This is a genomic window from Patulibacter minatonensis DSM 18081, from assembly GCF_000519325.1.
Taxonomy (GTDB): Bacteria; Actinomycetota; Thermoleophilia; order Solirubrobacterales; family Solirubrobacteraceae; genus Patulibacter; species Patulibacter minatonensis.
The window spans coordinates 3,446,854-3,470,783 of record NZ_KI912613.1 but is presented as its reverse complement, the minus strand read 5'-3'; the positions used below and the strand labels follow the sequence as shown (position 1 = coordinate 3,470,783).

Here is a 23,930-nt window from a genome sequence, read left to right as displayed (position 1 = left end):
GCTCACCGCCCGCCCGGGATCTCCCCCACGTACGTCGCGCGGGGCCGGAACCGCAGCCGGTGCCGGTACTCCTCGAGGCCGTGCGCGACGAGCCCGACGGTGCGCGCCAGGCCGAAGATCGTGCTCGCCGACCCCGGCCGCAGACCGAGCGACGTCGTCAGCGCCGCGAGCCCGAGGTCCGCGTTCGGGGCGGGCAGCCCGCGGTCGGCCGCGAGGCGCACGACGTCGCCGGCAGCGGCGGCCGCGGCCGGCACCCGCACGCACCCCGGCAGCAGCCCCAGGAGGTGGTCGGCCCGCGGGTCGCGGTCGCGGTAGACGCGGTGCCCGAACCCGGGGAGCACCTCGTCCCCCGCGAGGGCCTCGCCGAGCGCGCGCGCCGCGCCACCCGGACCGGCGGCCGCCACGAGCAGGCGCTCCGCCGCCCCGGCCATCGCGCCGTGGAGCGCCCCGCCGAGCGGCCCGAGACCCGTCAGGACCACGCCGTAGGGATCGGCCCAGGCCGACGCCGCGACGCGCGACGCGAAGGTCGACGCGGCCAGCTCGTGGTCGGCCATCAGGACGAGGGCGGCGTCGAGGGCCCGCAGCTGCGCCGGACCGGGGTGCGTGTCGTCGGGGGCGAGCACCGTCCAGAGCCGCGCCGCGATCCGCTCGTCGACCGGTCGGCCGACGGCGGGCAGCGCGTCGACGAACGCGGCGACGACCGTCCGGGCCGCGGCGCGCACGGCCTCCGGCCGGCGGTCGCTGCGGAACGGGTCGAGCGCGCGGACGGTCGCCACGACGACCGGCAGGAGCACCGCCGGGTCGGTGTCCGGGGGCAGCGGCTCGAGCGCCCGGCGCACCACCGCGACGATCGCCGGATCGGCGTGCCAGGCGGCGTGCTCCTCGTCCTCCCAGAGCAGCGCGGCGGTGCGCTCGAACCCGGCGTGCCGCGCGAGCCCGACGACGTCGCGCCCGCGGTACGCGAGATGCCCGTCGGGGTCGAGCAGCGTCAGCTCGGTGTCGACGACCGCCTCGACCGCGGGCGAGCGGTCGGTGCGGCGCGCGCGGCCGGCGAGGCGCTCGACGTCGGCCCGTCGGAAGCGGGTGGCACGGCGCGCGCTCGACGGGTGGCGCTCGAGCAGCCCGCGGCTGACGTAGGCGTAGACGGTCGCCGGCTTCACGCCCAGCCGCCGCGCCGCCTCGGCGACGGTGAGGGTCTCGTCCGGTGCCCGTCCGGCGGACCCGTCCGCCGCCCGGTCGCCACCGCCCGGCTGCGTCCCGCCCGTCGTGCGATCCATCCGTCTCATGTTGACGTGATCAACGTTGAGCCGCCACCGCGGCGGGAGGACGATCGGATCGACCGACCGACGAGGAGCGACATGAGCACGGGGACGCAGGACGCACAGGTGCACGAGGGGCTCGAGGGCGTGCTCGCCTTCGCCACGGAGATCGCCGAGCCCGATCGCGACGGCGGCGCGCTCCGGTACCGCGGGGTCGACCTCCGCGAGCTCGCGGGCGTCGTCCCGTTCGAGCGGGTCTGGGGCCTGCTCGTCGACGGGCGACCGGACCGACCGCTGCAGCCCGCCGGGCCGCACCCGCTGGCCTTCCGGTCCGGCGACGCGCGGGTCGACGTGCAGGCGGCGATCGCGGCGCTGGCGCCCGAGTGGGGCTTCCAGCCGCTCGTCGACGTCAGCCCGGAGGTCGCGCGGGACCAGCTCGGCCGGACGGCGTCGGCGACGTTGTCGTTCGTCGCGCAGGCGGCCCGCGGCGGCGGGTCCGCGCCGGTCCCCCAGGCCCGGATCGACGAGGGCCGGACGCTGGCCGAGCGGTTCCTCCTGCGGTGGCGCGGCGAGGCCGACCCCGACGAGGCGCGCGCCATCGACGCGTACTGGACGACCGCGGCCGAGCACGGCATGAACGCGTCGACGTTCACCGCGCGCGTCGTCGCGTCCACCGGCGCCGACGTCGCCGCCGCGCTGAGCGCCGCGGTCGGGGCGCTGTCGGGCCCCCTCCACGGCGGGGCGCCCGCGCGGGTGCTGCGGATGCTCGACGCGGTCGAGGCGGAGGGCGACGCCGAGCGCTGGGTCGCCGCCGCCCTGGACCGCGGCGAGCGCCTGATGGGCTTCGGGCACCGGATCTACCGGGCGGAGGACCCCCGGGCGCGGGCGCTGCGCGCGGTGGCCGAGGACCTGGGCTCGCCGCGCGTCGCGGCCGCGCAGGAGCTCGAGCGCGCCGCGCTGGCCGCGCTGCGCGAGCGCAAGCCGGACCGCGTGCTGGCGACGAACGTCGAGTTCTGGTCGGCCGTGGTCCTCGACCACGCCCGGGTGCCCCAGGAGCTGTTCACGCCGCTGTTCGTGTGCGCGCGGACGGCCGGCTGGTCGGCGCACGTCCTCGAGCAGCGGCGGACCGGGCGGCTGATCCGGCCGGGCGCGCGGTACGTCGGGCCCGCGGCGCGCTCCCTCGCGTCGGTGACCGCGACGGCCTGACGCCCCACGCCGACCGGCGGCCCGGCCCGCTCGGGGGGCACCCGTCCGACGCCACGGAGACCCGTCGCGCCGACCGCCCCGCGGGACGGCGCCGCCCGTCCGTCGTCACTCCAGGTGCTCGCCCGGCGGCAGCGGGAGCCGGGCGGCGGCGAGGTCGACGCGTCCCGACGGCCGGAACGGGACGTCCTCCGCCCGCAGCAGCTCCGCCTGCCGTTCGCCCTGCGTCAGGCTGCCGTCGGCCCGCACCACCCGGTGCCACGGGACGTCCTCGTGGAGGGTGGCCAGGACGCGGCCGACGAGGCGCGGGGCACCGGGATCGAGGTCGCCGTACGTCCGCACGTAGCCCTCCGGGATCGCGCGAACGCCGTCGAGGATCCGGGACTCCCGTGCGTCGTCGCCCATCGTCACATCGTGGCGGCTCGCGCCGCCCGGGGCTCTGCCACGATGCTCCGGTGCTCGCGACCCTCAAGCGCCTGCGGCGGAACTCCCTCGTCTCGATGGCCGTGACGATCGCGGTCGTCCTCGCCGGGGTCTTCGCCGTCCAGGCCCTCGCGGTCAAGCCGTACCAGATCCCGTCGCCGTCGATGGAGCCCACGCTCGCGATCGGGCAGCGGGTCGTCGTCGAGCGGATCGGGCACCGCCTGGGGTCGACACCGAAGGTCGGCGACATCATCGTCTTCCATCCCGCGCAGGACGCCACGGGCGGCCGGTGCGAGGACCCCGACCAGGGCGGCGGCACGCCCACCCCGTGCGCCGTCCCCGCGACGTCGTCCGACAAGGACACGTTCATCAAGCGCGTCGTCGGCGTGCCGGGCGACCGGATCGCGCTGCGGCGGGGTCGCGTGATCCGCAACGGCAAGGCCACGCAGGAGCCCTTCATCCGGGGCTGCTCCGGGGACTCCGACTGCACGTTCTCCCGGACGATCACGATCCCGAAGGACACGGTCTACGTCCTCGGCGACAACCGCGGCCAGTCCGAGGACAGCCGCTTCTGGGGCCCGGTCCGGACGAAGTGGATCATCGGCAACGCGGTCGGCACCTACTGGCCGCCCAAGCGGGTCGGCGGGCTGTAGGCCCCGCCACTGCTCGCGCCGACCGGTCCGGGTGCGCCGTGCCGCACCGCGGCGCGGCGCGGCGCGCCCCGCCCCGGCAACCCCGGGGCGGGGCCCGATCCTCAGTCCTGGCCCGGGTTCTTCTTCGGGACGAGCACGCGGCGCTTGAACTCGGCGACGAGGAGGCCGTCCTGGTTGAAGACGCGGGTGTGGACGATCACGACGCCGCGGTCGGGCTTCGACTTCGAGGCCTTCTTCGAGAGGACCTCGGTCTCGACGAACAGCGTGTCGCCGTGGAAGACCGGGTTGGGGTGCGAGAGCTCGTCGGTGGCGAGGTTCGCGATCGCCAGGCCGGAGATGTCCGAGACCGAGATGCCGAGCGCCAGCGAGTAGACGTACGGGCCGACGACGACGTTCTTGCCCTGCTGCGCCCGCTTGGCGTAGACGTCGTTCAGGTGCAGCGGGTGGTGGTTCATCGTCAGGAGGCAGAAGAGGTGGTCGTCCCCCTCCGTGACGGTCTTCGCGGGCCAGTGCTTGTAGGTCGCGCCCTCCTCGAACTCCTCGAAGTAGCGGCCGTACTGGTGCGAGCCGGTCGCGTGGCGGACCTCGGGGAGGTCGTCGGTACCGGGGGTGAAGGTCGGGTCGTCGGACATTGCTACTCCAGGTCTGGTGCGCCGGATCGCGCGCCGGGGAGTCTGCCGGATGGAGCGCACGGCCGGGGTTTTGGCATGCGATACAATCGGTCGTATAGAGACCACACTTCAGGACGACCGGGCCGCGGCCCCTCCAGCACCGGACGTCCCCCTCACCCCCAGCCATCTCGAGACCGTCCGGGCGAGCGGCCGGATCAAGGGCCGCCTCGCGCTGCTGGGCCCGTCGTTCGTCGCGGCCGTCGCGTACGTCGATCCCGGCAACTTCGCGACGAACATCTCGGCCGGGTCGAAGTTCGGCTACCTGCTGGTCTGGGTCGTCGTGATGTCGAGCGCGATGGCGATGCTCGTGCAGTACCTGTCGGCCAAGACCGGGCTCGCCACCGGCCACAACCTGCCCGAGCTCGCGCGCGACCGGTACGGCCGCCGCACGCGGTTCGCGCTCTGGGCGCAGGCGGAGGTCGTCGCGATCGCCACCGACATGGCGGAGTTCGTCGGCGCGGCCATCGGCCTGAACCTGCTCTTCGGCGTCCCGCTGTTCGAGGCGGGACTGATCACCGCGGTCGTCGCCTTCGCGATCCTCGCGCTCGAGCAGCGCGGGTACCGGAAGTTCGAGCTCGCGATCGCCGCGATGCTCGCCCTCGTGGCGATCGGCTTCGTCTACGACCTGATCGCCGTCGGCAACCAGTCGGCGTCAGGGATCCTCGGCGGCCTGACGCCCGGGCTCGCCGGCTCGGAGTCGCTGCTCCTCGTCGTCGGCATCATCGGCGCGACGGTGATGCCCCACGTCGTCTACCTGCACTCGGCGCTGACGCAGAAGCGGGTGGCCCCGCGCGACGAGGCCGAGCGCCGGCAGCTCCTGCGGTGGCTGCGGATCGACGTCGGCCTGGGCCTGACGATGGCCGGGCTGATCAACCTCACGATGATGCTCGTCGCCGCGGCGCTGTTCTTCCGCATCGGCGCGACGGACGTCGACTCGATCGAGGCCGCCCACCGCGGGCTCGAGCAGTACGTCGGCGGCGGTGCGGCCCTCGCGTTCGCCGTCGCCCTGCTGGCCTCCGGCCTCTCGTCCTCGAGCGTCGGCACCTACGCGGGGCAGATCGTCATGCAGGGCTTCATGAGCTGGCGGATCCCGCTCTTCGCCCGCCGCCTCGTGACGATGACCCCCGCGCTGGTCGTCCTGGCGCTCGGCCTGCCGACGACCGACGTGCTCGTCGTCTCGCAGGTCGTCCTGTCGTTCGGCATCCCGTTCGCCCTGGTGCCGCTGATCCTGATCTCGAGCGACCGCCGGGTGATGGGCACGCTCGTCAACCAGCGCCGGACGACGGTGGCCGCGAGCGTCATCGCGGCGATCATCATCGGGCTGAACCTCTACCTGATCTACGACACGATCCTCGGCTGATCAGACGGACGCTCGCCGGACGCGGACCACGTTGTCCGGGCGCGTCGCCGGCGCGCCGTCGGGATCGAGGACGGGGCGGTCGACGGTCTCGACCACCTCCGTGACCCACGCGCCCGCGGGCAGCAGCAGGTCCTCGAGGATCCCCTCCGCGGAGCGGAAGACGACGGTCGGGTCGGCGTCGGTCACCCAGGCGGGCCACCCGGCGTGACTGACGACCAGGAGGGTGCCGCCCGGCGCGACCGCCACCGCCGACCGGCGGAGGATCTCCTCGCGCGGGATCGCCACCGGCGACTGCAGGTAGCAGGCGGAGACGAGGTCGAACGCCCCCTCCGGGAACGTCTCGGCGAGGTCGTGCCGCTCCCAGGTGATCTTCCCGCCGAGGTCCGCGGCCCAGGCGTGCTCCTCGGCGAGGCCCAGCGCCGAGGCGGACACGTCGACCCCGGTCACCGTCCACCCGCCGCCACCGAGCCACAACGCGTCGCCGCCCTGCCCGCAGCCGAGGTCGAGCGCGGTCCCCGGCTGGAGCCCCGCCGTGTGCTCGACGAGCAGCGCGTTCGCGCCTCCGCTCCAGCGCGGCGTGCGGTCGGCGTAGAAGGCCTCCCAGTACTCGGGGGCGGTGGTCTCGGCGTCGGTCATCCGTGCGTCCTGTCGCGGGCCCGGTCCGTCCGAGCGCTCGTCGACCGACGGTGACAGCGTCGCAGCGACGGCGCGAGCGTCCGTGCCGGTTCGGCACGGACGCGCCGACCGTCAGCCGCCGAGCGGCACGGCCTTCCACGTCGACGTGAAGTCCAGGCCGCTGCGGATCGCCAGTTGGGTCACGGGGCACCGGCGCTCGGTCTCGGCACGGAGGCGCTCGAAGGTCGCCCCGTCGGCGTCGGTCTCGACGGTGACGTCCACGCGGATCGCGTCGAAGTTCGCGTTCCCCTCGGCGCCGGTGGCGAGCACCGCCGGGTCGAAGTCGCCGACCGCGTCCGCGCTGAAGCGGCCGATCGAGACCCCGAGGTCCTTCGCGACGAGCTGGACCGTGATCTGGTTGCAGCCCGTCAGCGCGCCGAGGACGTAGGAGAGCGGGCTCGGCTCGGCGTCGGCGCCGCCGAACGGGGGGACCGTGTCGGTGGAGAACACGTGCGCCGTGCCCCCTCCCCCGACCTCGATCCGCTGGAGGACGCCGGTGCCCTCGCCGCTGACGCTGAACGGGACGATCTGCTTCTCGGTGGTGGCCATCGGAGACCCTCGCTGTCGATACATGCAAATCCCGGTTGGATTTGCACCTATTACCAGTCTACGCACGCGCGGCACCGGCGGATGCGGGTCGGGACCTCCGGCTCGAGGCCCGGGTCGCCCGAGCCCCCGGCGGTGCGAGCACCCGGGCCGCTCGCCAGGCGCCGCGCCCGCGTGTACGGTGGCCCGCACCCGACCCCCGGAGCACCGACCGATGCCCTCACGCGAGTTCCAGATCGAGCGCTCGACGACGATCGCCGCCCCCGCCGCGCACGTCCATCCGTGGATCGACGACTTCCACCACTGGCGCTCCTGGTCGCCATGGGAGGAGGTCGACCCGGCCCTGCGGCGCACCTACTCGGGACCGGCATCCGGCGTCGGCGCGGTCTACGAGTGGTCCGGCAACCGCAAGGCCGGCGCGGGGCGCATGGAGATCCTCGGCTCGACCCCGTCGTCGATCGTCACGATCTCGCTGCGGTTCCTCAAGCCGTTCAAGGCGCACAACACCGCGGTCTTCGCGCTCGCAGAGACGGGTGCGGGCACCGAGGTCCGGTGGACCATGAGCGGCCCCCAGGGCGTGTTCGGCCGCGTCTTCTCGACGCTGTTCCGGATGGACAAGGTCGTCGGCGGGGACTTCGAGAAGGGCCTCGCGGCGCTCAAGGCGAAGGCGGAGTCCGGGCCGCCGCCGGCCGCCTGAGCACCGGCGGGTGAGCCGCCGGCCCGTCCGGCGCACCTCGCGGTCCACCCCGCCACGCGACTCTCCCGCCACCCCGCGTCGCCCCTCCGACCGGGAGTAGCATCCGCGGCTCATGCGCAATCCCCGTGACTTCTTCAAGCCGCTGGCCGTCGGGGCACCGGATCCCGTCCGCGAGATCCCGGTGCCGCCGTCGCGGATGATCCACTTCTTCGACCCGAGCAACGAGAAGATGCGGTCGAAGCTCCCGGGCATCGCGGCCAAGGCGGACATCGTCCTCGGCAACCTCGAGGACGCCGTCTCGATCGACAACAAGGAGGCCGCGCGCGCCGGTCTCGTGGAGGTCGGCAAGACCGCCGACCTGGGCGGCACGCCGCTCTGGACGCGCGTGAACTCGCTCGAGAGCCCCTGGGTCCTCGACGACATCACGACGCTCGTGACCGAGATCGGCGACCGGCTCGACGTCATCATGATCCCGAAGGTCGAGGGCGCCCAGGACATCCACTACGTGGATCGCCTCGTCGCGCAGCTCGAGGCGAAGGCCGGCGTGACGCGTCCGATCCTCCTGCACGCGATCCTCGAGACCGCGTCGGGCATGGCGAACGTCGAGGAGATCGCCGGCGCCTCGCCGCGCATGCAGGGCATCTCGCTCGGCCCGGCGGACCTCGCGGCCTCGCGCCGCATGAAGACGACCCGCGTCGGCGGCGGCCACCCCGGCTACGTGTCGATCAGCGACCCGACGTCCACGGACGACCTCGAGGCCGGTCGCGTCCGTGCCCAGCAGGACCCGTGGCACTACACCGTCGCCCGCATGGTCGACGCGTGCGTCGCCAACGGGATCCTCCCGTTCTACGGCCCGTTCGGCGACATCAAGGACGTCGTCGCGTGCGAGGCCCAGTTCCGCGCCGCGTTCATCCTCGGCTGCGTCGGCACCTGGTCGCTGCACCCCGTGCAGATCGACATCGCCAAGAAGGTCTTCTCCCCCGACCCGGACGAGGTCGCCTTCGCGAAGAAGATCATCGAGGCGATCCCCGACGGCAAGGGCGTCCACATGATCGACGGCAAGATGCAGGACGACGCCTCGTGGAAGCAGGCGAAGGTCCTCGTCGAGCTCGCCGAGCAGCTCGCCGAGAACGACGACGAGCTGAAGGCGGCGTACGGCGTGTAAGCCTGCGGGCCCCGCCCGCCGCGCTCAGCCCGGGACCGGCACCGGGTAGAGGTGCGCGCCGAGTCGGTCCAGGCCTGCGACGTCGTGGACGTCCTCGGCGAGCTGCGGGACGAGGAGCACCCGCTCCTCGCCCGGCGCGGCGAGGTGCGCGGTGACCATCGCGGTGTCGTGCGCCGCCTGGCTGCGGACGCGCTCGTGCATGGCCGCCGCGCGCGTGGCGACGTCCTCGTCGAGGTGCGCACCGAACGCGGTGCGGACCGCGGCCTCGTCGTCGTCCTGGTCCGCGCGGGTCACGCGGTTGACGACGAGCCCGCCGTAGTGGATGTCGCGTCCGCGGAGGATGGAGCGGAAGCGCGCGGCCTCCGCGAGGGACTCCGGGAGCGGGGCCGCGACGAGCAGGAACACGGTCCGCGGCTCGGCCATCAGGGCCTGGACCGCGCGGGCCCGATCGCTGAACCCCTGGCTCATGCCGCCGAGGACGCCGAAGAACTCGATGAGGTCGGACAGCAGGTCGACCCCCAGCGCGCGCTTGAGCAGCCCGGTGAACATCCCGGCGCCGCGACCGATCAGCCCGATGCCGCCGGACGCGGGCTTCAGCAGGAGCTGCAGCGCCTTGGAGTCGATGAACGCGTGCAGCCGCTGCGGCGCGTCGAGGAAGTCCAGGGCGTTGCGGGTCGGCGGCGTGTCGAGCAGGACGACGTCCCAGCGCCCGGACTGCAGGAGCTCGTGGAGCTTCTCGACCGCCGTGTACTCCTGGGTGCCGGCGACGGCGCCCGAGAACTCCTTGTAGACCCGGTTCTGGAGGACGCGCTCGGCGGCCTCGTCGCTGTCCGCGTACTTGCGGATCAGGCCGTCCCACGTGGACTTCGCGTCGAGCATCACGACCCACAGCTCGCCGTCCGCACCGTCCTCCAGCGGCACCTGCACCGGCTCGTCCGCGACCCCCTCGAGCCCGAGCGCGTCGGCCAGCCGGCGGGCGGGGTCGATCGTGAGCACGCAGACGCGTCGACCCCGGCGGGCCATGCCCAACCCGATGCCGGCCGCGGTCGTGGTCTTCCCGACGCCGCCGCCGCCGGCCAGCACGACGACCCGTGCGTCGGCCAGGGTCTCGTCGAGGTGCAGCGTGGAGGTCAGCGCGGGCGCCGGATCGGCGCTCACAGGGCAGCTCCCGCCAGCTCGTCGGCCAGGTCGCCGAGGTCCTTGCGGAGCACCTCGCCGTCGCGCCGCGGGAGCAGGACGAGCGGCACGCGGTCGTCGAGTCCGGCCCGCAGGCGCTCCTGCTGCCGCTCCTCGCGGCGTGCGCGGCGGTGCTCCACGACGATCGGGGCGGCCGAGCGGACCGCGAGCCCTCCCCCGTCGTCCGGGTCGTCGAGCGCGCCGGGGACGAGCGCGCCGACCGCGTCGGCCTCGTCGTCGGCCAAGAGCGTCCCGCGGGTGCGGTTGAGCACCACGAGGCCCAGGTCGACGTGCAGGTCGCGCAGCGACGCGGCGGTCTCCAGCGTCTCGTTGACCGGCGTCTCCTCGGGCAGCGCGCAGAGGACGACCGACGTCCGGGTGCGGTCCTCGAGCAGCGACGCCATCTCGTCGGCGCGCTTCTTGATCGGTCCGCCGCGGGCGAGGCCGCCGTACGTGGCGGGCGAGCGCAGCATCGCGAGCGCGTGGCCCGTCGCCGGGGCGTCGACGATCACGAGGTCGTAGACCGTCTTGCGGCGTCCGCGGTCGCGGCGGGTGAGGTCCCACAGGCGGTCGACGGTCGAGACCTCCCGCAGGCCCGGCGCCGCGGTCATGGTCAGCGTGAAGAGCCGGTTCTGGAAGATCACGCGGTGCACCGCCGCGCCGACCTGGCTGCGGAGGAAGTCGTGGGCGGCGTCGATCGGCTCGATCGCGATCAGCGACAGGCCGTTCTGGATCGGGGTCTCGTGGTGCCCGACCGGCCGGTGGCCGAACAGCTCCGACAGCCGCTCGCCCGCGATCTCGGCGAGGAGGACGCGCTTGCCCTGCCGGGCGGCGAGGACGGCGAGCGCCGCGGCGACGGAGGTCTTGCCGGTCCCGCCCTTGCCGGTCACGAGGAGCAGGCGTCGATCCATGAGGGCCATCTGTGACACAGGCTACGGTCCCGAAGCTTGGCCCGGTTAAAGGCAGGGGATCGCGCGCCTCGCGCCGTCGGCGGCGTGCGTCGTACGCGGCGGCGGCCGCCGGGGCGATCCCGGCGGCCCGGCGCTCACGGTGCGGTCACCACGACCGGCAGCGTCACCGTCGCGCGACCCGGTGCCGAGATCCGGTAGATCGTCGCGTCGCCCGCGGTGCCGGTGGGGGCGAGCGTCACGCGGAACCGGCCGCGGGCGTCGGTGCGCACGGTCGTCGTGGTCCTCCGCGGGACGCCGCAGGTCGGCGTCCCGGTGATCGTCAGCGTCGTCGCCCGCTCGATCGCCGCGATCCGGCCGGTGACCGCCACGCGTCCGCCCCGCAGCCGCGCGGCGCGCGAGATCGTCGCCTCGCGGGTCGCCTGCAGCGCGCGGGACCGCGCGTCGCCGACGACCAGGCGGTAGCGGGCGCGGGCCCGCTCCTTCGTGCCGTGCGGCGCCGTGACCGTGATCTCGACCGACCGGTCGCGGCCGACCCGCGAGGTCCCGACCTTGCGACCGTCGCGGCGGATCTCCACCGCCTTCCCGACGAGCGCCGGGGAGGCGACGCCGATCAGGCGCGTGCGCGGGGCCCGGGCGGTCCCGGTGGCGCGGATGCCGACGAGCTCGACGTACGGGGCGACGCACGCGCCTGCGGGGGTCACGGGGGTCGGCACGACCGGCGCGGGCGCCGGCGGTGCCGCGACGGGCGGGACCGGGGCGGGCGGGACATCGACCGGCGGGACCACCACGGGCACGACGCGGACGACGAACGAGCGCACCGTCGGGTTGCCCAGCGTGTCCTGCGCGCGGATCACCAGGGTGTGGTCCCCGAGCGTCGTCGGCGTCCACGTGAGGTCCGGTCCCCCGGCGGAGGGGACGTCGTCGATCGACCACTGGACGCCCTCGACGTCGTTCCACAGGTCGTCGACGTCGGCCGAGAGGCTCAGCGGCACCCCGATCGTGGTGGTCGACGGCACGGTCGTCGCGATCTCCGGACCGGTGCGGTCCAGGAGCCCGGCCTGCACGACCTCGACGTCGCCCCGCCGGATGTCGCGCCAGACCGCCGTGAAGCTGCCGTCGTCGTAGGCGGCGACCTGCGGTCCGCTCTTCTGCCCGCTGAAGTTCGTCGCGACGTAGGCCGGCGAGCCCCAGACGCCGCCTGCCGGCCGCGTCAGGCTCCGCACGGTGCCGTCTCCGGTGTCGGTGTCCTCGTAGACGACCGTCGCGCTCCCGTCGGGGGCGACGGCGACATCGGACTCCGCGCGGACGGGGTTCACCCGCAGCTGCTCGGTCGGCCCCCAGGTCGACCCCGCCCCGAGCGTCGCGGCGTCCACCCCGAAGCCGTCGCTGCCCTCGGTGTCCCAGACCGCGACGAACCCGTCGTCGGACGCGGCGACCTTCGGCAGGGTCACGTCCGTCCCGGGGCGGCCGATGTTCGCGGTCGTCCAGACCTTCGCGGTGCTGCGGACGGCGGCGCGGGTGGTGCGGTCGCCGCCGACCTCGTCCTCCCAGACGACCGCCACGCGCCCGTCGCGGGCGACGGCCACGTCGGGCTCGGACGACTCGGCCGGGTCCCCGACGGCGAGGTCGCGGTTCAGCCGGATCCCGTCGCCGACGGGCTTCCTGACGACGACGACCGCGTCGGTGTCCCGGTCCTCGTACGCCCCGACGAGCTCCCCGTCAGGCGTGAAGGCGAGCTTCGGCTCGTTCGCCCGGCCCGCGATCTGCGCGGTCGGCCCCGCCCAGTCGTCGCCGGTGTCCCGCACCCGGACACGGAGCTCGTCGACGTCGTCGTCGCCGTAGACCCAGGCCGCGGCGATCGAGCCGTCGTCCGCGACCGCGACGTAGGGGTCGTCGATCTCGCCCGCGACGTCGCCGGAGGGGGACGTGACGACCCACCCCCCGCCGCCCCGGCGGACCGCGGTGCGGACGATCATGCCGTTGTCGTGGTCCTCGAACCACGAGACGACGACCGTCCCGTCGCGGCCGGTCGCGACCTGGACGTCGTCGACGCCGGCGAGGCCGCCGAGCGGCCCGTACGGCTCCTGGACGGCCGCGAGGGCCGTGAGGTCCAGGGGACCGACCCACGCTGCGCCGGGGGCCCGGATCGCCACCTGGACCGTGGGGTCGTCGGCGGTGTACCACGCGGAGACGGCGGTGCCGTCCTGTGTGGTGGCGACCCGCGGGTCGTTCACCGTGTCGGCGACGGGGGCCGCGAGGTCGACGCCGATCCCGTTTCCGTTGGAATCGGGCTGCCACGTCGCGGCGGAGGCGCCCGATGCGGCACCGAGGGCGGCGACGGCGGTGGCGAGGGTGATGAGTGATGTTCGGGGGACGCGCATGGGCGCGATCCTGCCCGAGACCGGGCGCCCGGAACGCGCTTCGGCGCCAAGATCACCCCGAACACGCCAAGATCACCCCACCCCGGGTCTGCCGCCCTGCGCGCCGTCGACGAGGCACGCCAGGCGGGTGGCCCCTGCCCTGCCGAAGTCCGACGCGGTCGGGACCCGAGACGCAGGGAACGGGGCCCGCCCCAGGCTCTCTCAGACGTCCCAGAACTTCTTGTACGTGACGCTGTCGCCGCCGCCGACCTTCGTCGGGTCGCCGGCCGGGGAGCCGAAGATCAGGAGGTCCATGCCGTCGGGGCCGGCCTCGAACTGGCGGATGACGTCCGGTGCGATGCGGATCGCGTCGTACTGCACCAGGTCGAGGAAGTCGTGGTCGACCTTCACGCGCCCGGAGCCGGCGATGATCACGTGGATCTCCTCCTGCTCCTTCTGCTTGTGCGCGAAGGGCTGGCGCTGGTTCGGCTTGATGCGCTGGATGCCGAGCGCACCCTCCTTGCTGTTCAGCGCGGCGCGCGCGAAGCGGGTCTCCAGCTGATCGCCGAACCCGGCGGTCTCGGCCAGGTCCTTGATGTCGTCGAGGAGATGCACCTTCGTCACGTTGTTCGCCATGGCGCCCATCGTCGCACGGCACCGGAGCCGACCGCGTCCGCCCCGGAGCGGTATGGGCCCGCCGCGGTCGACCTCCCGACCGCCCGCGCCGGCGGCCTACCGGCGGTCGAATCACGAGCGGAATCGGCATCATCCAGGGCATGAGCGTCCTCTCCGGTCCCCGTCCGCTGCGTCCTCGCCGGACCTGCCACTCGGTTCCCGGCTCGAGCGAGAAGTTCCTCGCGAAGGCCCCGACGCTGGCGGCCGACCAGGTCTTCCTCGACCTCGAGGACTCCGTCGCCCGGAGCGAGAAGGACGCCGCTCGCGCCCGCATCATCGAGGCGCTCAAGACCCTCGAGTTCCCGGCGGAGAAGACGGTCGTCTACCGCGTCAACGGCACCGACACGCCGTTCTACTACCGCGACCTGATCGACGTCGTCGAGGAGGCCGGCGACAAGATCCACGCGGTGATGCTCCCGAAGGTCCAGACTCCGGGCGACATCGAGATGACCGCGAAGCTCCTGACGCAGATCGAGCTCGCGAAGGGCTACCAGGTCGGGCGCATCGGCATCGAGGCGCAGATCGAGGACGCCACCGGTCTCGTGAACGTCGAGGCGATCGCGACGGCATCGGACCGCATGGAGACCCTGATCTTCGGACCGGGTGACTACTCGGCGGCGATCGGCATCCCGATCACGCAGATCGGCGGCACGCCCGAGGGCTACCCCGGCGACCACCTGAACTACCTGTACTCGCGGATCGTCGTCGCGGCGCGCGCCGCCGGCATCCAGGCGATCGACGGGCCGTACGCCGCGTTCAAGGACGAGGAGGGTCTCCGGACGCGGACGCAGCTCGTGCGCGCGCTCGGCCTCGACGGCAAGTGGACGATCCACCCCGCCCAGATCGACGTCGTCAACGAGGTCTTCACCCCGACGAAGGAGTCGTGGGAGAAGGCGGAGGCGATGCTCGCCGCGTATCACGAGGCGACGGAGTCCGGCGCCGGTGCGGCGATCTTCGACGGCGAGATGGTCGACGAGGCCAACCGCAAGATGGCCGAGCGGATCGCCGGCCAGGGCCGCGCCGCCGGTTACGCCGACTGACCGGGGGCGTCGGGGTGCTGCGGACGGGAGGCGACGGGGACGGGCTGCAGGTCGCGCTGGCGACCGGATCGCCGGACGCGATGCCCGTCCCGGACCCCGAGTCGCCGCTCCTCGTCGAGGCGCTCGCGAACCGCGGGGTCCGCGCGGGACTCGTGCCGTGGGACGGCGACCACGACTGGGCGTCGACGCCGCTGGTGGTGTGCCGCACGCCGTGGGACTACGTCGACCGCTGCGCCGAGTTCCTCGCATGGACCCGCACCGTCGCGGCGACGACCCGGCTCCTGAACCCCGCGGGCCTGATCGACTGGAACGCCCACAAGCGGTACCTCGTCGAGCTCGCGGAACGCGGCGTCCCCGTGGTGCCCACGACGCTCCTCGGCCCGGGCGCGAGCCCGGCGGCGCGAGCGGCCGCGATCGCCGACCCGCCCGCCGCGTCGGACCTCGTGATCAAGCCCGCGATCTCCGGCGGGGCGAAGGGCACGCTCCGTCTCCCGGCCCGGTCCGACGAGGCGAAGGACCACCTGGCCGCGTTGCTGCGCGACGGCGACGCGCTCGTGCAGCCGTACCTGCCCGAGGTCGAGGACGGCGAGGTCTCGCTCGTCTTCTTCGCGGGCGAGCTGAGCCACGCCGTCCGGAAGATCCCGGCCGGCGGGGACTTCCGCGTGCAGGCCGAGCACGGCGGGACGGTGGTGGCGCACGCGACGACCGACGCGGAGCGCACCGTCGCCCGGCTCGCGCTCGACGCCCTCCCCTGGGCGCCCGCCTACGCCCGGATCGACTTGGTGTCGAACGCCGACGGTCCGCTGCTCATGGAGGCGGAGCTGATCGAGCCCGAGCTCTTCCTCGCCGCCGTCCCGGAGGCCGCCGGCCGGTTCGCCGACGTGCTCCTGGCGGACCTCCGCGACTGAGGTCAGCCGCGGTCGTCGGGATCGTCGCCGTGCGGGCCCGGGAAGTCGGGCAGGTCGGCGGGGAAGACGGGGTCGTCGTCGGGGTCGCCACCACGTGGGTCCGACGGGTCGCCGACGACGCGGTCCGCCGGGTGGCCCGTGCCCGGACCGTCCGGCGTCCAGCCCTCGGGTTCCGGCGGCGCGGGGTCGTCGGAGAGCAGCGGGTCCTCGGCGGGGCCGGCCGCGGCGAGCGGGCCGTGGTCGTCGGCGGGCGGCTCGAGGACGTCCCCGTCCGGCTCCCCCGGGCCGCGGCGCCGGGGGGCCTTCCGGCCTCCGGGCGGATCGAAGCGCGGGTCCTCGGGGTCGCCGACCGCGGGGCTGTCGGGGTCGAACGTCGGCAGCTCGTCCAGGTCGGCGGGGCCGCTCGGCGCCGGGAGCGCGGGCGGCGGGCCCGCGTCGTCCTTCGCGGGGTCCGCCGGCGGGGGCGTCGGACGGTCCACGTCGCGCCCGGCCGCCGGCCCGGTGGGGGTGGCGTCATCGCCCGCGGGGTCCGCCGGAGGGGATCGATCCTCCGCCCGGTCCGCCGGAGGCCCGTCGCCGCGGGAACCGCGCGCCGCCGGGGCGTCGGTCCCCCGGGACGCCCCGGGGGCGGGCGCGTCGGCGCTCGGCGCCCGGTCGGGCGCCGGGAGGGTCGCGTCGTCGCGCAGCCCGTAGTGGGCGTGCAGCGCGCGACGCTCGCCGGCGGTGAGGTTGCCGTTGCGGTCCGCGTCGGGGGCGCCCTCGACCTGGGCGGCCGTGAACGGCACGACGACCCCGGTGGGGACCTGCTCCGCGTCCGAGATCGGGACGAACCGGATCCGGCGGCTCCACCGGCCGCCGGAGCGCACCGTCGCCCACGCGGGGTGGCCCGCGGGGTCGGCGAAGACCGCCTTGATCGTGCCCAGCGGGGACCCGGAACGGTCGATGATCGACCGCCCTGGCCAGTGCTCCACCTGCGCTCGGTTCAGCATCCGGGTCTCCGTCGTCGCCCCCGGCCGCCGGGACGACGACCTGTCCATCGCGTACCCGCGGCACGGCGGGCCATGCGGGACACCGTCCACGGGTACGACCGGGCCCGGCGCCTGGATGCGCGGCCGGGGCCGTGCTCGACGATCGTCCGACGCGCGGTGCGGGCGGCTGCCCCCGCCCGGCGCCCGGCGGTCCCGCTACCGGGCGTGATGCGGCCGGCGCGCGCGGCCGTCGGACTCGCCGCGCTTCTGGTCGTCCAGCGCCTTCTGCTTCGCCGCGGTCTTGCTCACGACCTGGCCGATCAGCTTGATGTACTCCTCGACGCCCGAGGCGCGAAACTTGCCGTGGTCCCACGCGCGGACCCACGCCTGCAGGTCGTTGAGGTCGTTCATCTCGTTGAGGAGGTCGCGCCGGATCGAGATCGTGACGCGGGCGTCGGGTGCCATGGCCTTCGTGACCTTCGGGCCCGGCATCTGCACCCGGATCAGCTGGACGTCCCGCCCGCCCTGGACCTCGGCCGCCGCGATGATCTTCAACGGCTTGAGGGCGGGGACGTGCTCCAGCAGCTGCTTCAGTGCGACTTCGACAGCGGTGCGGGAGTCAGCGTTCGACATGGAGGGACTCTAGCGCCGGGCCCACCCGGGGACGGCACCCCCGGTTGCAGGGGCCGGACGGGCGCATCCCCCGTATGCAGGGACGACGCCGGGCGCGGCGGGCGCGCCGCGCGGACGCGGTCCCGCCGGCGCTCGCGTAGCCTGGCCCGCGTGCCTGAGCTGCCCGAGGTCGAAGCCGCCCGTGCCCTCGCCGAGCGCTGGACCGCCGGCCGGACGATCGTCGAGGTCGACGACGCCGACGAGTGGGTCTGCCGCCCCCACGCCCCGGGCGAGATCGCCGCGGCGATCACCGGGAAGCGGATCGCCGGCGTCGGCCGCATCGGCAAGTCGCTGTGGCTCGACCTCGAAGACGGGCCGCGCCTCGGCCTGCACCTCGGGATGGCCGGGCGCCTCGTCGGGCTCGGCGGCGAGGGGCTCGAGGGCGCGACCGCGGTCGGGCCCGCCGACGGGCTGTACTTCAAGGGGATCGACGTCCTCGACGACGACCCGGCGCGGTTCGGGTCCGCCGGCGAGCCGCTGACCGCGAACGAGCGCGAGTCCTGGTCGATGCCGGTCAGGAGCGGCGTCCGGCAGCTCCCCGGCGACGGCAGCTGGAGCCGGTTCGCCCTGGACCTCGACGACGGCGCCCGGCTGATCCTCTTCGACAAGCGCCGGCTCGGCCGCGTGCGCCTCGACCCCGACCTCTCCGCGCTGGGGCCCGATGCGCTGCTGATCACCGAGGACGAGTTCGTGGAGCGGGTCGGCCGCGGCGCGATGCCGTTGAAGGCGCGCCTGATGGACCAGTCGACGCTCGCCGGCATCGGCAACCTGCTGTGCGACGAGCTGCTGTGGCAGGCGGCGCAGCCGCCGCTCCGTCCCGCCGGCGACCTGGCGGAGGACGAGCTGCGGGAGCTGCGCGGCGTGATGCTCGCGTCGACCCGCGAGGCGATCCACCGCGGCGGGGTCCACATGGGCGACGTGATCGCGTACCGGAAGAAGGGCGAGCACTGCCCCCGCTGCGGCGCAGCGATGGTCCGGGCGACCGTCGGCGGCCGGACGACGTGGTGGTGCTCGGAGGAGCAGGCCTGGCCGGCGTAGGCGTCGGCCGGACGGGGTCTCCCCCGCCCGGGACGTCCGCTCAGCCGCGCAGGACGAAGTCCGCCTGGGTCGAGCCGACGGACCCGTCGCGGGCCGTCACGGTGACCACCGCGCGCACGGCGCGGGACTTCGCCGGGGCGGCGAGCTTGCCCTTCGCGAACGGCGTCGGGAGCACCGTCATCCGGACGGTCCCCTTGCCCGGGTCGATCGCCAGCGTGACGCCCAGCGGCCGCAGGCGGCCCTTCGCGAGACGCTGCAGCAGCCGGATCTCGACGTCGGCGATCGCCTTGTCGCTCGACACCGCGAACGGCAGGCCCGACCGCCGCAGGATCGCCGTCCGCCGTCGGCTCGCGCCGGGCAGGCCGAGGGCGACCTTCGGTGCCGCGATCCCGGCGGACGCCGGCGGGGCGGTCGGGGGCGCGACGGCCGGAGCGGCGCACGTCGTGGTCGTCACGGGCGCGGGGGTCGTGGGCGTCCCGTCGCCCGCGGGCGCCTCCTCCGCGGGGTACTCGAGCTCGAGGAACGCGATGCGCGGCAGGATCACGGGGATGTCGAAGTCGCGCAGGCGCGCGCCGGTCGGGTCGGCCATGTCAGAGCTCCGTCGGGAGGTCGAGGTGGAAGGGGTGGTGCTCCTGGTAGTCGATCGCCAGCTGCAGGACGACCGCGTCCGCACCGAACGGCGCGGCGAGGTCGACCCCGACCGGGATCCCCGTGTTCGCGTCGCGGCCGATCGGGATGTTCGCGCAGGGCCAGCCGGTGGTGTTCGGGCGGCTGGACTCCACGCCGCTGAAGCTGCCGGTCTGGTCGTTGGCACGGAGCGGCGGCGTCTGCACCTTCTGGGGCCAGAGGCACGCGACGATCCGGTTGTCGGCGAAGACCTTCGCCCACGCCTCCGAGTACTCGCGCCGGACGCGCTGGGCGCCGAAGAGGTCTTCCGGGGTCAGGACCGCCGCGCGGTCCTGCAGCAGCTTCTTCTGCGCCTCGAGCGTCGCGATCGACGTCCGGAAGCGCGTGCGGACCGCCCCCTCGATCGGGGCGCTCTGCGCGACCGTCGTGGCGTAGGTGTCGCGGAGCGTGAACGCGTTCTCGGCGTAGTTGTAGACGTTGGACGCGGAGATCGCGGTCGTGCCGTTGTTCGGGTCCTTCGCCTTCGCCTGGAAGTACGTCGTGTTGCCGAGGTTCGACGCGACGGGCGTGATCTTCACGATCTCGGCGCCGAGGTCGGCGAACTGCTGCTCCGCCGCCTTCAGCTGCGCGAGGATGCCCGGCGCCCAGTTCGCGCGCGCCGGCGACGTCTCGGTGTCGATCGTCGACCCGATCCTGATGCCGCTGAGCGGCGTGTCGCCGGGCCGCGGCGCGAGCGGGAAGCCGAGCGGGAACTCCGGCGCCTGCTCCGACCGCGCGTCCTGCGGGTCCGGCCCGGCCATGATGCCGAGCAGCATCGCCACGTCGGCCATCGAGCGGCCCATCGGGCCGCAGGTGTCGAGGCTCGTGTTCGAGACCGTCACGCCGTACTTCGGGACGAGCCCGTACGTCGGCTTGATCGAGCCGACCCCGACGTTCTGGGCCGGGTTGCGCAGCGAGTTGCCGGTGTCCGAGCCCGTCGCCAGCGCCGTCATCCGCGCCGAGATCGCGGCGGCCGAGCCGCCCGACGAGCCGCCGACGCAGCGGTCGCGCTTCCACGGGTTCGCGGTCTGCGGGCAGGTGTCGTCGTTCGTCCACGGACCGGTGTGCGTGAGCCCGAGGATCGGCATGTGCGCCGCGCGGAAGCGCGCCGCCACGGTGGAGTCGCCGGTCGCGACGTTGCCCGCCGCGAGCGGACAGCCGATCGTGAGCTCGACGCCCTCGACGGCGTAGATGTCCTTGAGCGCCACGGGCACGCCGCACCCGAACGGCACCGGGTCGCCGCCCTTCGCGGCGGCGTCGAGCGCCGTGTCCGCGTCCGCCGCCATCGAGAGCGCGAGGTCCTTCGTGACCCGGGCGAACGCGTTGATCTGCCCGTTGTCGCCGTAGACGGGGATCGTCGGCTCGCGGGACGGGACGGAGAACGCGCCGTCGCCGTTCTTCGCCTCGATCTGGTCGAGGAACGACCGCGTCACGGCGACGCTCGTGACGTCGCGGGCCGCGAGCATCGCCGCGAGCTGCGTGCCGGTGAGGTGCGAGAGCGGGCTGCCGCCCTCGACGGCCGCGAGCCCGGCCTGGCGCTGCGCCTCGAGGAAGCGCCGCGCCGGGGTCGGCACGTCGTGGAGCGCCGGTGGGTCGGCGAGTGCCGCGTCTGATCGGAGCGCGGGCACCGCGACGGCGGCGCCGGAGAGGGCGGCGGCGCCGAGGAAGCGCCGTCGCGAGATGTCGGTGAGGGCCATCGGTTCCCTGTTCGTTCGGTGACGGGGTCGTCACGTCCACCATGGACCTCGTTCGCTTGCTCACCATCTCCCTGCGGGCGCAATCGGGTGCGGCGCGGTGGGCCACCGGGCCGGGTGGTCCACAGGGGACACCCGGTACGGCGGGGGTCCGGGAGCACGCGCTGACGGTGGGTCCCTCCACACCCGACCGGATCGCCGGTGACCACCCCGGGAGCGGCCGCACGCCGCACGAGGCCCGCCACCGCGCCGTCACCTGCCCGCCCGTCCCGTCCGGCAGACTCGACGCCATGACCGAGCGCTTCGCCACCCCGCCCCCGGGCGGCACGGATCGGACCACCGGCCTCTCCGACGAGGTCGGGCTCTACCACCGCACGTACACGACGCTCCTGCGCTCCACGGGCGAGACGCGGCTGAAGGTGCTCGAGCCGTCGCACGTCGCGATGGGCTCGAGCCTCCACCCGATGGCGGGACGGGACGAGGTCGACCTCGGCGCCTTCCTCTACGCCGTGCGCCGCCTGCCCGACGCGATCGCCGACGCGCGCCTCGTCGTGCTCGGGCAGGAGCGGTCGCAGTTCGACGCGGCCGGGATCGACGTGAGCGACTGGCCGGAGGCCGAGTCCCCCGCGCGGCGCCGGCTGTGGCACGTCGGGGGCGAGACGCTCGCGGTGCTCGTCGCCAGCTCGTCGGACGTCGACGACCTCGTCCCGACCCTGGTCGCGTTCCAGATCGAGTGGAACACGATCCGCGAGCACCTCCGCGGGTCGGGGCGCGCCGAGACGCCCGTCGATCCCGCCGTGCTCGCCGAGACGGTCGGCGGAACGGAGGACGACTGGGTCCGCCTGCGGGAGTCGTGGGGCGCGGCGTTCGAGGAGCGCCTGCACGGGATGGCCGGCCGACGCTGCGACCTGCGGCTGCGCTCGCTGGGGATGAACTACGTCGGCTACGCGCGCCTGACCCGCGACTGGTGGCGTCCCGTCAGCCGGGCGATGGTCCGGGAGGAGCTGCACGAGCGGCCCGTCTACTTCGTCTCGTCGAACACGCACGCGCTCGTCAACCTCGTCTCCGGGATCGCCCGGCAGAACAGCGACCGCCTGCTCGGCGCGGTCGAGCGCCACGGGCCCGAGGACCTGCGGCTCGAGCTCGACCGGATCCGCGAGGGCCGCAGCGAGGGGTCGCTGGAGAACCTCCTGTACTTCGCCGCGCGCGGCGTCTTCGAACGCCACCCCGAGGAGCGCGTGGACGCCGAGGGCCGCGTCGGCGTGATCGACCTGCTGCCCCAGGGCGCGCTGCGCGTCCCGGCCCAGGTGATGGCGCTCGACCGCCTGGACGTCGAGCACCTCGACCCGCGCCTCGGCGACGTCGACCCCGAGGCGCTGAAGGCCAGCGACGCGGTGATCGTGAACATCGACTACCCGCTGGGCAGCTCGGCGTACAACATCCTCCGCGAGGTCGCCGTCGACGTGTCGCGGCTGCGCGGCGTCTACGTCCTCGGCAAGGCCGCGACCCTGAACGCCGACGTCGGCGACGTCATGATCTCCGGCGTCGTCCACGACGAGCACACCCGCACCACGTACTGGCTCGACAACGCCTTCGCGGTCGAGGACCTCCAGTCCGACCTGCGCTACGGCACCGGCCTCGACAACCAGAAGGCCGTCACGGTGCGGTCGACGTTCCTCCAGAACCGCGACCACCTCGACTTCTACTACCGCGAGGCCTACACGGTGGTCGAGATGGAGGCCGGGCCGTTCTGCGCCGCCGTCCACGAGCTCGCCGACGCCGACCGCCACCCCGTCGGCGACGCGGTCTCGCTGACCCGGACGCCGCTGGACTTCGGCGTCATCCACTACGCCTCCGACACGCCCTACACCCAGGCGCGCACCCTCGGCGCCCGCGGCCTCAGCTTCTTCGGCATGGACTCGACGTACGCCGGGTCGCTGGCGATCCTCCGCCGGATCCTGCGGCTGGAGGGCGCGCTGCCTCGGGCGTGACGCGGTGGCCCGTGCGCGGCCACCCGCCCGCTCCGGTGCACGAGCGCGGCCCGTCACCAGCGACACGGCCTTGGATGCCCACGCGCGGCGGCTCTAGGATCCGGCGCATCGTGGTCCTCCGCCGTCCGTCCCGTGCGTCCCACCCCGGTGCGACCGCGGTGCTCGCGGCCTTCGCGATCCTCGTCGCCTCGGGCGTGGCCGGCTGCGGCGGCGGCGACCCGTTCGAGATCCGCCGCGGCTCCCCGGACGCCGGCTTCCCGCTCCGCGGCGAGCTCGCGTCGGACACCGGCCTGCTGCGCGACGCCGGCGCGGCGTGGCTCGCACGCGACCGCGACCGGGACGACGGCCGCATCTTCCGGGGACGACGCGACGCGACGGCGCTGTGGGCCGGTCGCATCGGTGGCCACGAGGCCGTCGTGCTCGCCCACCGCGGCGACGCGGCGCTCGTCCACCGCGCCCCCGACGGCGACTGGGACGTCTCCCCCTCGACGATCTACGGCACCGAGCTGCGGCCCGGTCTCGCGGCGTTCTCCGAGGCGGTCCTGACCGCCGCGCGCGCCCCGTCGGCGTACCGCGCGGCGACGCCGGGGGCGGCACCCGTCGAGGTCCGCGACGGGCTGTGGGCCACCGACGGGGCGTCGGGTCCGGCCCAGCTCCCCGAGGGCGTGGTCGTCCTCGGCGACGGCGTGGCCACGACGACGGACTCCCCCACCGGCACGGAGCTCGTCGTCACCGGGTTCGCGCTGACCGGGAACCGGTCGCCGCGGGCCGTGGTGAGCACCGCGCTGCGTCGCCGGGTGCTGGCCGCCGACCGTCCGGCGGGCCTGCCGTTCCTGCAGCGCCTGGTCGCGGCGTCGGTCGTCGCCGCCGACCGTCCGCCCGCGGAGGCCGGGGTGCCGGAGATCGCGCTCGTCCAGGACGGGCGTCTCCCGGACGTCGGGCCGGCAACCGTGATCACGACGACGTACCCGGACCGGCGCGGGACCGTGTCGGCCGGGATCGGCGGGACGAGCTCGCTGAAGGGCGGACGGGCCGTCGTCGCCCGGCTCGAGGATCAGCGCGCCGCCGCGGTCTCGCTGCGCGGTCGCGACGGCCCTGCGCTCGGCTCCGTCCTGCTGACCCGCGGCACGGGGCGGGGCGCCGTCACCCGGCTGCTCGTGGCGGGCGACCGCCGCGTGG

The 23,930-nt window shown here is 74.6% G+C and carries 23 protein-coding genes; 10 read left to right on the top strand and 13 right to left on the bottom strand.

Features of this window, described 5'->3' with window-relative positions:
- Positions 1 to 2: 2 nt before the first annotated feature.
- Entirely contained in the window at positions 3 to 1,277 is a 1,275-nt protein-coding gene (locus PATMI_RS30735) for a citrate synthase (protein ID WP_051471800.1), read from the bottom strand.
- 81 nt (positions 1,278 to 1,358) lie between these two features.
- On the opposite strand from PATMI_RS30735, the gene PATMI_RS0116020 reads away from it, so the two are divergent.
- A complete protein-coding gene (locus PATMI_RS0116020; protein ID WP_051471798.1) occupies positions 1,359 to 2,465 on the top strand; it encodes a citrate synthase 2 in 1,107 nt (368 codons plus the stop codon).
- 105 nt (positions 2,466 to 2,570) lie between these two features.
- On the opposite strand, the gene PATMI_RS0116015 is transcribed toward PATMI_RS0116020, so the two are convergent.
- Entirely contained in the window at positions 2,571 to 2,867 is a 297-nt protein-coding gene (locus PATMI_RS0116015) for an MGMT family protein (RefSeq protein WP_026911615.1), read from the bottom strand.
- A 50-nt stretch (positions 2,868 to 2,917) separates the two neighbouring features.
- Here PATMI_RS0116015 and lepB point away from each other — a divergent pair, with 50 nt between their 5' ends.
- Complete coding sequence (gene lepB, locus PATMI_RS0116010; RefSeq protein ID WP_211241745.1) at positions 2,918 to 3,538, top strand: signal peptidase I; 621 nt, start codon at positions 2,918 to 2,920, stop codon at positions 3,536 to 3,538.
- A gap of 101 nt (positions 3,539 to 3,639) precedes the next feature.
- On the opposite strand, the gene PATMI_RS0116005 is transcribed toward lepB, so the two are convergent.
- Positions 3,640 to 4,170, bottom strand: coding sequence for a MaoC family dehydratase (locus tag PATMI_RS0116005; protein ID WP_026911613.1), 531 nt, complete (start codon positions 4,168 to 4,170; stop codon positions 3,640 to 3,642).
- A 49-nt stretch (positions 4,171 to 4,219) separates the two neighbouring features.
- On the opposite strand from PATMI_RS0116005, the gene PATMI_RS30730 reads away from it, so the two are divergent.
- Entirely contained in the window at positions 4,220 to 5,569 is a 1,350-nt protein-coding gene (locus tag PATMI_RS30730) for an Nramp family divalent metal transporter (protein ID WP_084270000.1), read from the top strand.
- Here the strand turns inward: PATMI_RS30730 and PATMI_RS0115995 are convergent, their stop codons facing one another.
- The gene (locus tag PATMI_RS0115995; protein ID WP_026911612.1) at positions 5,570 to 6,205 is read right to left on the bottom strand and encodes a class I SAM-dependent methyltransferase; all 636 of its coding nucleotides are present in this window, start codon (positions 6,203 to 6,205) and stop codon (positions 5,570 to 5,572) included.
- 111 nt (positions 6,206 to 6,316) lie between these two features.
- A complete protein-coding gene (locus tag PATMI_RS0115990; protein WP_026911611.1) occupies positions 6,317 to 6,793 on the bottom strand; it encodes an OsmC family protein in 477 nt (158 codons plus the stop codon).
- A gap of 211 nt (positions 6,794 to 7,004) precedes the next feature.
- On the opposite strand from PATMI_RS0115990, the gene PATMI_RS0115985 reads away from it, so the two are divergent.
- Complete coding sequence (locus PATMI_RS0115985; RefSeq protein WP_026911610.1) at positions 7,005 to 7,487, top strand: SRPBCC family protein; 483 nt, start codon at positions 7,005 to 7,007, stop codon at positions 7,485 to 7,487.
- Between the two features lie 112 nt (positions 7,488 to 7,599).
- On the top strand, positions 7,600 to 8,652 hold the full coding sequence (locus tag PATMI_RS0115980; RefSeq protein WP_026911609.1) for an HpcH/HpaI aldolase/citrate lyase family protein: 1,053 nt from the start codon (positions 7,600 to 7,602) through the stop codon (positions 8,650 to 8,652).
- 24 nt (positions 8,653 to 8,676) lie between these two features.
- Here PATMI_RS0115980 and PATMI_RS30725 read toward each other — a convergent pair whose 3' ends face one another.
- From PATMI_RS30725 to PATMI_RS30715, 4 genes are all read right to left on the bottom strand, one after another.
- Positions 8,677 to 9,810: an ArsA family ATPase gene (locus tag PATMI_RS30725; protein ID WP_051471796.1), complete on the bottom strand. Its 1,134-nt coding sequence runs from the start codon at positions 9,808 to 9,810 to the stop codon at positions 8,677 to 8,679.
- On the bottom strand, positions 9,807 to 10,748 hold the full coding sequence (locus PATMI_RS30720) for an ArsA family ATPase (protein WP_051471794.1): 942 nt from the start codon (positions 10,746 to 10,748) through the stop codon (positions 9,807 to 9,809). The genes PATMI_RS30725 and PATMI_RS30720 overlap by 4 nt, the downstream gene beginning before the upstream one ends.
- 125 nt (positions 10,749 to 10,873) lie before the next feature.
- Complete coding sequence (locus PATMI_RS0115965; RefSeq protein WP_026911608.1) at positions 10,874 to 13,120, bottom strand: hypothetical protein; 2,247 nt, start codon at positions 13,118 to 13,120, stop codon at positions 10,874 to 10,876.
- A gap of 201 nt (positions 13,121 to 13,321) precedes the next feature.
- Positions 13,322 to 13,735, bottom strand: a complete 414-nt coding sequence (locus PATMI_RS30715) for a cupin domain-containing protein (protein WP_036725987.1) — start codon at positions 13,733 to 13,735, stop codon at positions 13,322 to 13,324.
- Between the two features lie 140 nt (positions 13,736 to 13,875).
- Here PATMI_RS30715 and PATMI_RS0115955 point away from each other — a divergent pair, with 140 nt between their 5' ends.
- Positions 13,876 to 14,814 carry an HpcH/HpaI aldolase/citrate lyase family protein gene (locus tag PATMI_RS0115955; RefSeq protein ID WP_026911607.1) on the top strand — a complete coding sequence of 313 codons (939 nt, stop codon included), beginning with the start codon at positions 13,876 to 13,878 and terminating at the stop codon, positions 14,812 to 14,814.
- A 14-nt stretch (positions 14,815 to 14,828) separates the two neighbouring features.
- Positions 14,829 to 15,722, top strand: coding sequence for an ATP-grasp domain-containing protein (locus PATMI_RS30710; RefSeq protein WP_211241744.1), 894 nt, complete (start codon positions 14,829 to 14,831; stop codon positions 15,720 to 15,722).
- 2 nt (positions 15,723 to 15,724) lie between these two features.
- Here the strand turns inward: PATMI_RS30710 and PATMI_RS0115945 are convergent, their stop codons facing one another.
- Complete coding sequence (locus PATMI_RS0115945; RefSeq protein WP_157260804.1) at positions 15,725 to 16,711, bottom strand: PRC-barrel domain-containing protein; 987 nt, start codon at positions 16,709 to 16,711, stop codon at positions 15,725 to 15,727.
- 195 nt (positions 16,712 to 16,906) lie between these two features.
- Positions 16,907 to 17,323, bottom strand: coding sequence for a hypothetical protein (locus PATMI_RS37540; protein WP_026911605.1), 417 nt, complete (start codon positions 17,321 to 17,323; stop codon positions 16,907 to 16,909).
- A 150-nt stretch (positions 17,324 to 17,473) separates the two neighbouring features.
- Here PATMI_RS37540 and PATMI_RS37535 point away from each other — a divergent pair, with 150 nt between their 5' ends.
- Entirely contained in the window at positions 17,474 to 18,400 is a 927-nt protein-coding gene (locus tag PATMI_RS37535) for an Fpg/Nei family DNA glycosylase (RefSeq protein ID WP_026911604.1), read from the top strand.
- 40 nt (positions 18,401 to 18,440) lie between these two features.
- On the opposite strand, the gene PATMI_RS0115930 is transcribed toward PATMI_RS37535, so the two are convergent.
- Positions 18,441 to 18,989, bottom strand: coding sequence for a hypothetical protein (locus PATMI_RS0115930; RefSeq protein ID WP_026911603.1), 549 nt, complete (start codon positions 18,987 to 18,989; stop codon positions 18,441 to 18,443).
- A gap of 1 nt (position 18,990) precedes the next feature.
- On the bottom strand, positions 18,991 to 20,763 hold the full coding sequence (locus PATMI_RS0115925) for an amidase (protein WP_026911602.1): 1,773 nt from the start codon (positions 20,761 to 20,763) through the stop codon (positions 18,991 to 18,993).
- 287 nt (positions 20,764 to 21,050) lie between these two features.
- Between PATMI_RS0115925 and PATMI_RS30705 the strand changes: the two genes are divergently transcribed.
- Positions 21,051 to 22,751 (top strand): DUF6909 family protein, encoded by a 1,701-nt coding sequence (locus PATMI_RS30705; protein ID WP_157260802.1) that lies wholly within the window; start codon positions 21,051 to 21,053, stop codon positions 22,749 to 22,751.
- A gap of 110 nt (positions 22,752 to 22,861) precedes the next feature.
- Positions 22,862 to 23,930: hypothetical protein (locus PATMI_RS37530; RefSeq protein WP_036725984.1), on the top strand; the 1,069-nt coding region annotated here is incomplete at its 3' end.

What these genes read in the sequence shown, in the direction of transcription:
- PATMI_RS37540 (WP_026911605.1), bottom strand. Translation starts at nt 17,323, where the DNA reads ATGTCGAACGCTGACTCCCGCACCGCTGTCGAAGTCGCACTGAAGCAG.
- PATMI_RS0115990 (WP_026911611.1), bottom strand. Translation starts at nt 6,793, where the DNA reads ATGGCCACCACCGAGAAGCAGATCGTCCCGTTCAGCGTCAGCGGCGAG.
- PATMI_RS0115925 (WP_026911602.1), bottom strand. Translation starts at nt 20,763, where the DNA reads ATGGCCCTCACCGACATCTCGCGACGGCGCTTCCTCGGCGCCGCCGCC.
- PATMI_RS30720 (WP_051471794.1), bottom strand. Translation starts at nt 10,748, where the DNA reads ATGGCCCTCATGGATCGACGCCTGCTCCTCGTGACCGGCAAGGGCGGG.
- PATMI_RS0115985 (WP_026911610.1), top strand. Translation starts at nt 7,005, where the DNA reads ATGCCCTCACGCGAGTTCCAGATCGAGCGCTCGACGACGATCGCCGCC.
- PATMI_RS0115930 (WP_026911603.1), bottom strand. Translation starts at nt 18,989, where the DNA reads ATGGCCGACCCGACCGGCGCGCGCCTGCGCGACTTCGACATCCCCGTG.
- PATMI_RS0115995 (WP_026911612.1), bottom strand. Translation starts at nt 6,205, where the DNA reads ATGACCGACGCCGAGACCACCGCCCCCGAGTACTGGGAGGCCTTCTAC.
- PATMI_RS0116020 (WP_051471798.1), top strand. Translation starts at nt 1,359, where the DNA reads ATGAGCACGGGGACGCAGGACGCACAGGTGCACGAGGGGCTCGAGGGC.
- PATMI_RS30705 (WP_157260802.1), top strand. Translation starts at nt 21,051, where the DNA reads ATGACCGAGCGCTTCGCCACCCCGCCCCCGGGCGGCACGGATCGGACC.
- PATMI_RS30730 (WP_084270000.1), top strand. Translation starts at nt 4,220, where the DNA reads ATGGAGCGCACGGCCGGGGTTTTGGCATGCGATACAATCGGTCGTATA.
- PATMI_RS0115945 (WP_157260804.1), bottom strand. Translation starts at nt 16,711, where the DNA reads ATGCTGAACCGAGCGCAGGTGGAGCACTGGCCAGGGCGGTCGATCATC.
- PATMI_RS30735 (WP_051471800.1), bottom strand. Translation starts at nt 1,277, where the DNA reads ATGGATCGCACGACGGGCGGGACGCAGCCGGGCGGTGGCGACCGGGCG.
- PATMI_RS0116015 (WP_026911615.1), bottom strand. Translation starts at nt 2,867, where the DNA reads ATGGGCGACGACGCACGGGAGTCCCGGATCCTCGACGGCGTTCGCGCG.
- PATMI_RS0115965 (WP_026911608.1), bottom strand. Translation starts at nt 13,120, where the DNA reads ATGCGCGTCCCCCGAACATCACTCATCACCCTCGCCACCGCCGTCGCC.
- PATMI_RS0115980 (WP_026911609.1), top strand. Translation starts at nt 7,600, where the DNA reads ATGCGCAATCCCCGTGACTTCTTCAAGCCGCTGGCCGTCGGGGCACCG.
- PATMI_RS30715 (WP_036725987.1), bottom strand. Translation starts at nt 13,735, where the DNA reads ATGGCGAACAACGTGACGAAGGTGCATCTCCTCGACGACATCAAGGAC.
- PATMI_RS0115955 (WP_026911607.1), top strand. Translation starts at nt 13,876, where the DNA reads ATGAGCGTCCTCTCCGGTCCCCGTCCGCTGCGTCCTCGCCGGACCTGC.
- PATMI_RS0116005 (WP_026911613.1), bottom strand. Translation starts at nt 4,170, where the DNA reads ATGTCCGACGACCCGACCTTCACCCCCGGTACCGACGACCTCCCCGAG.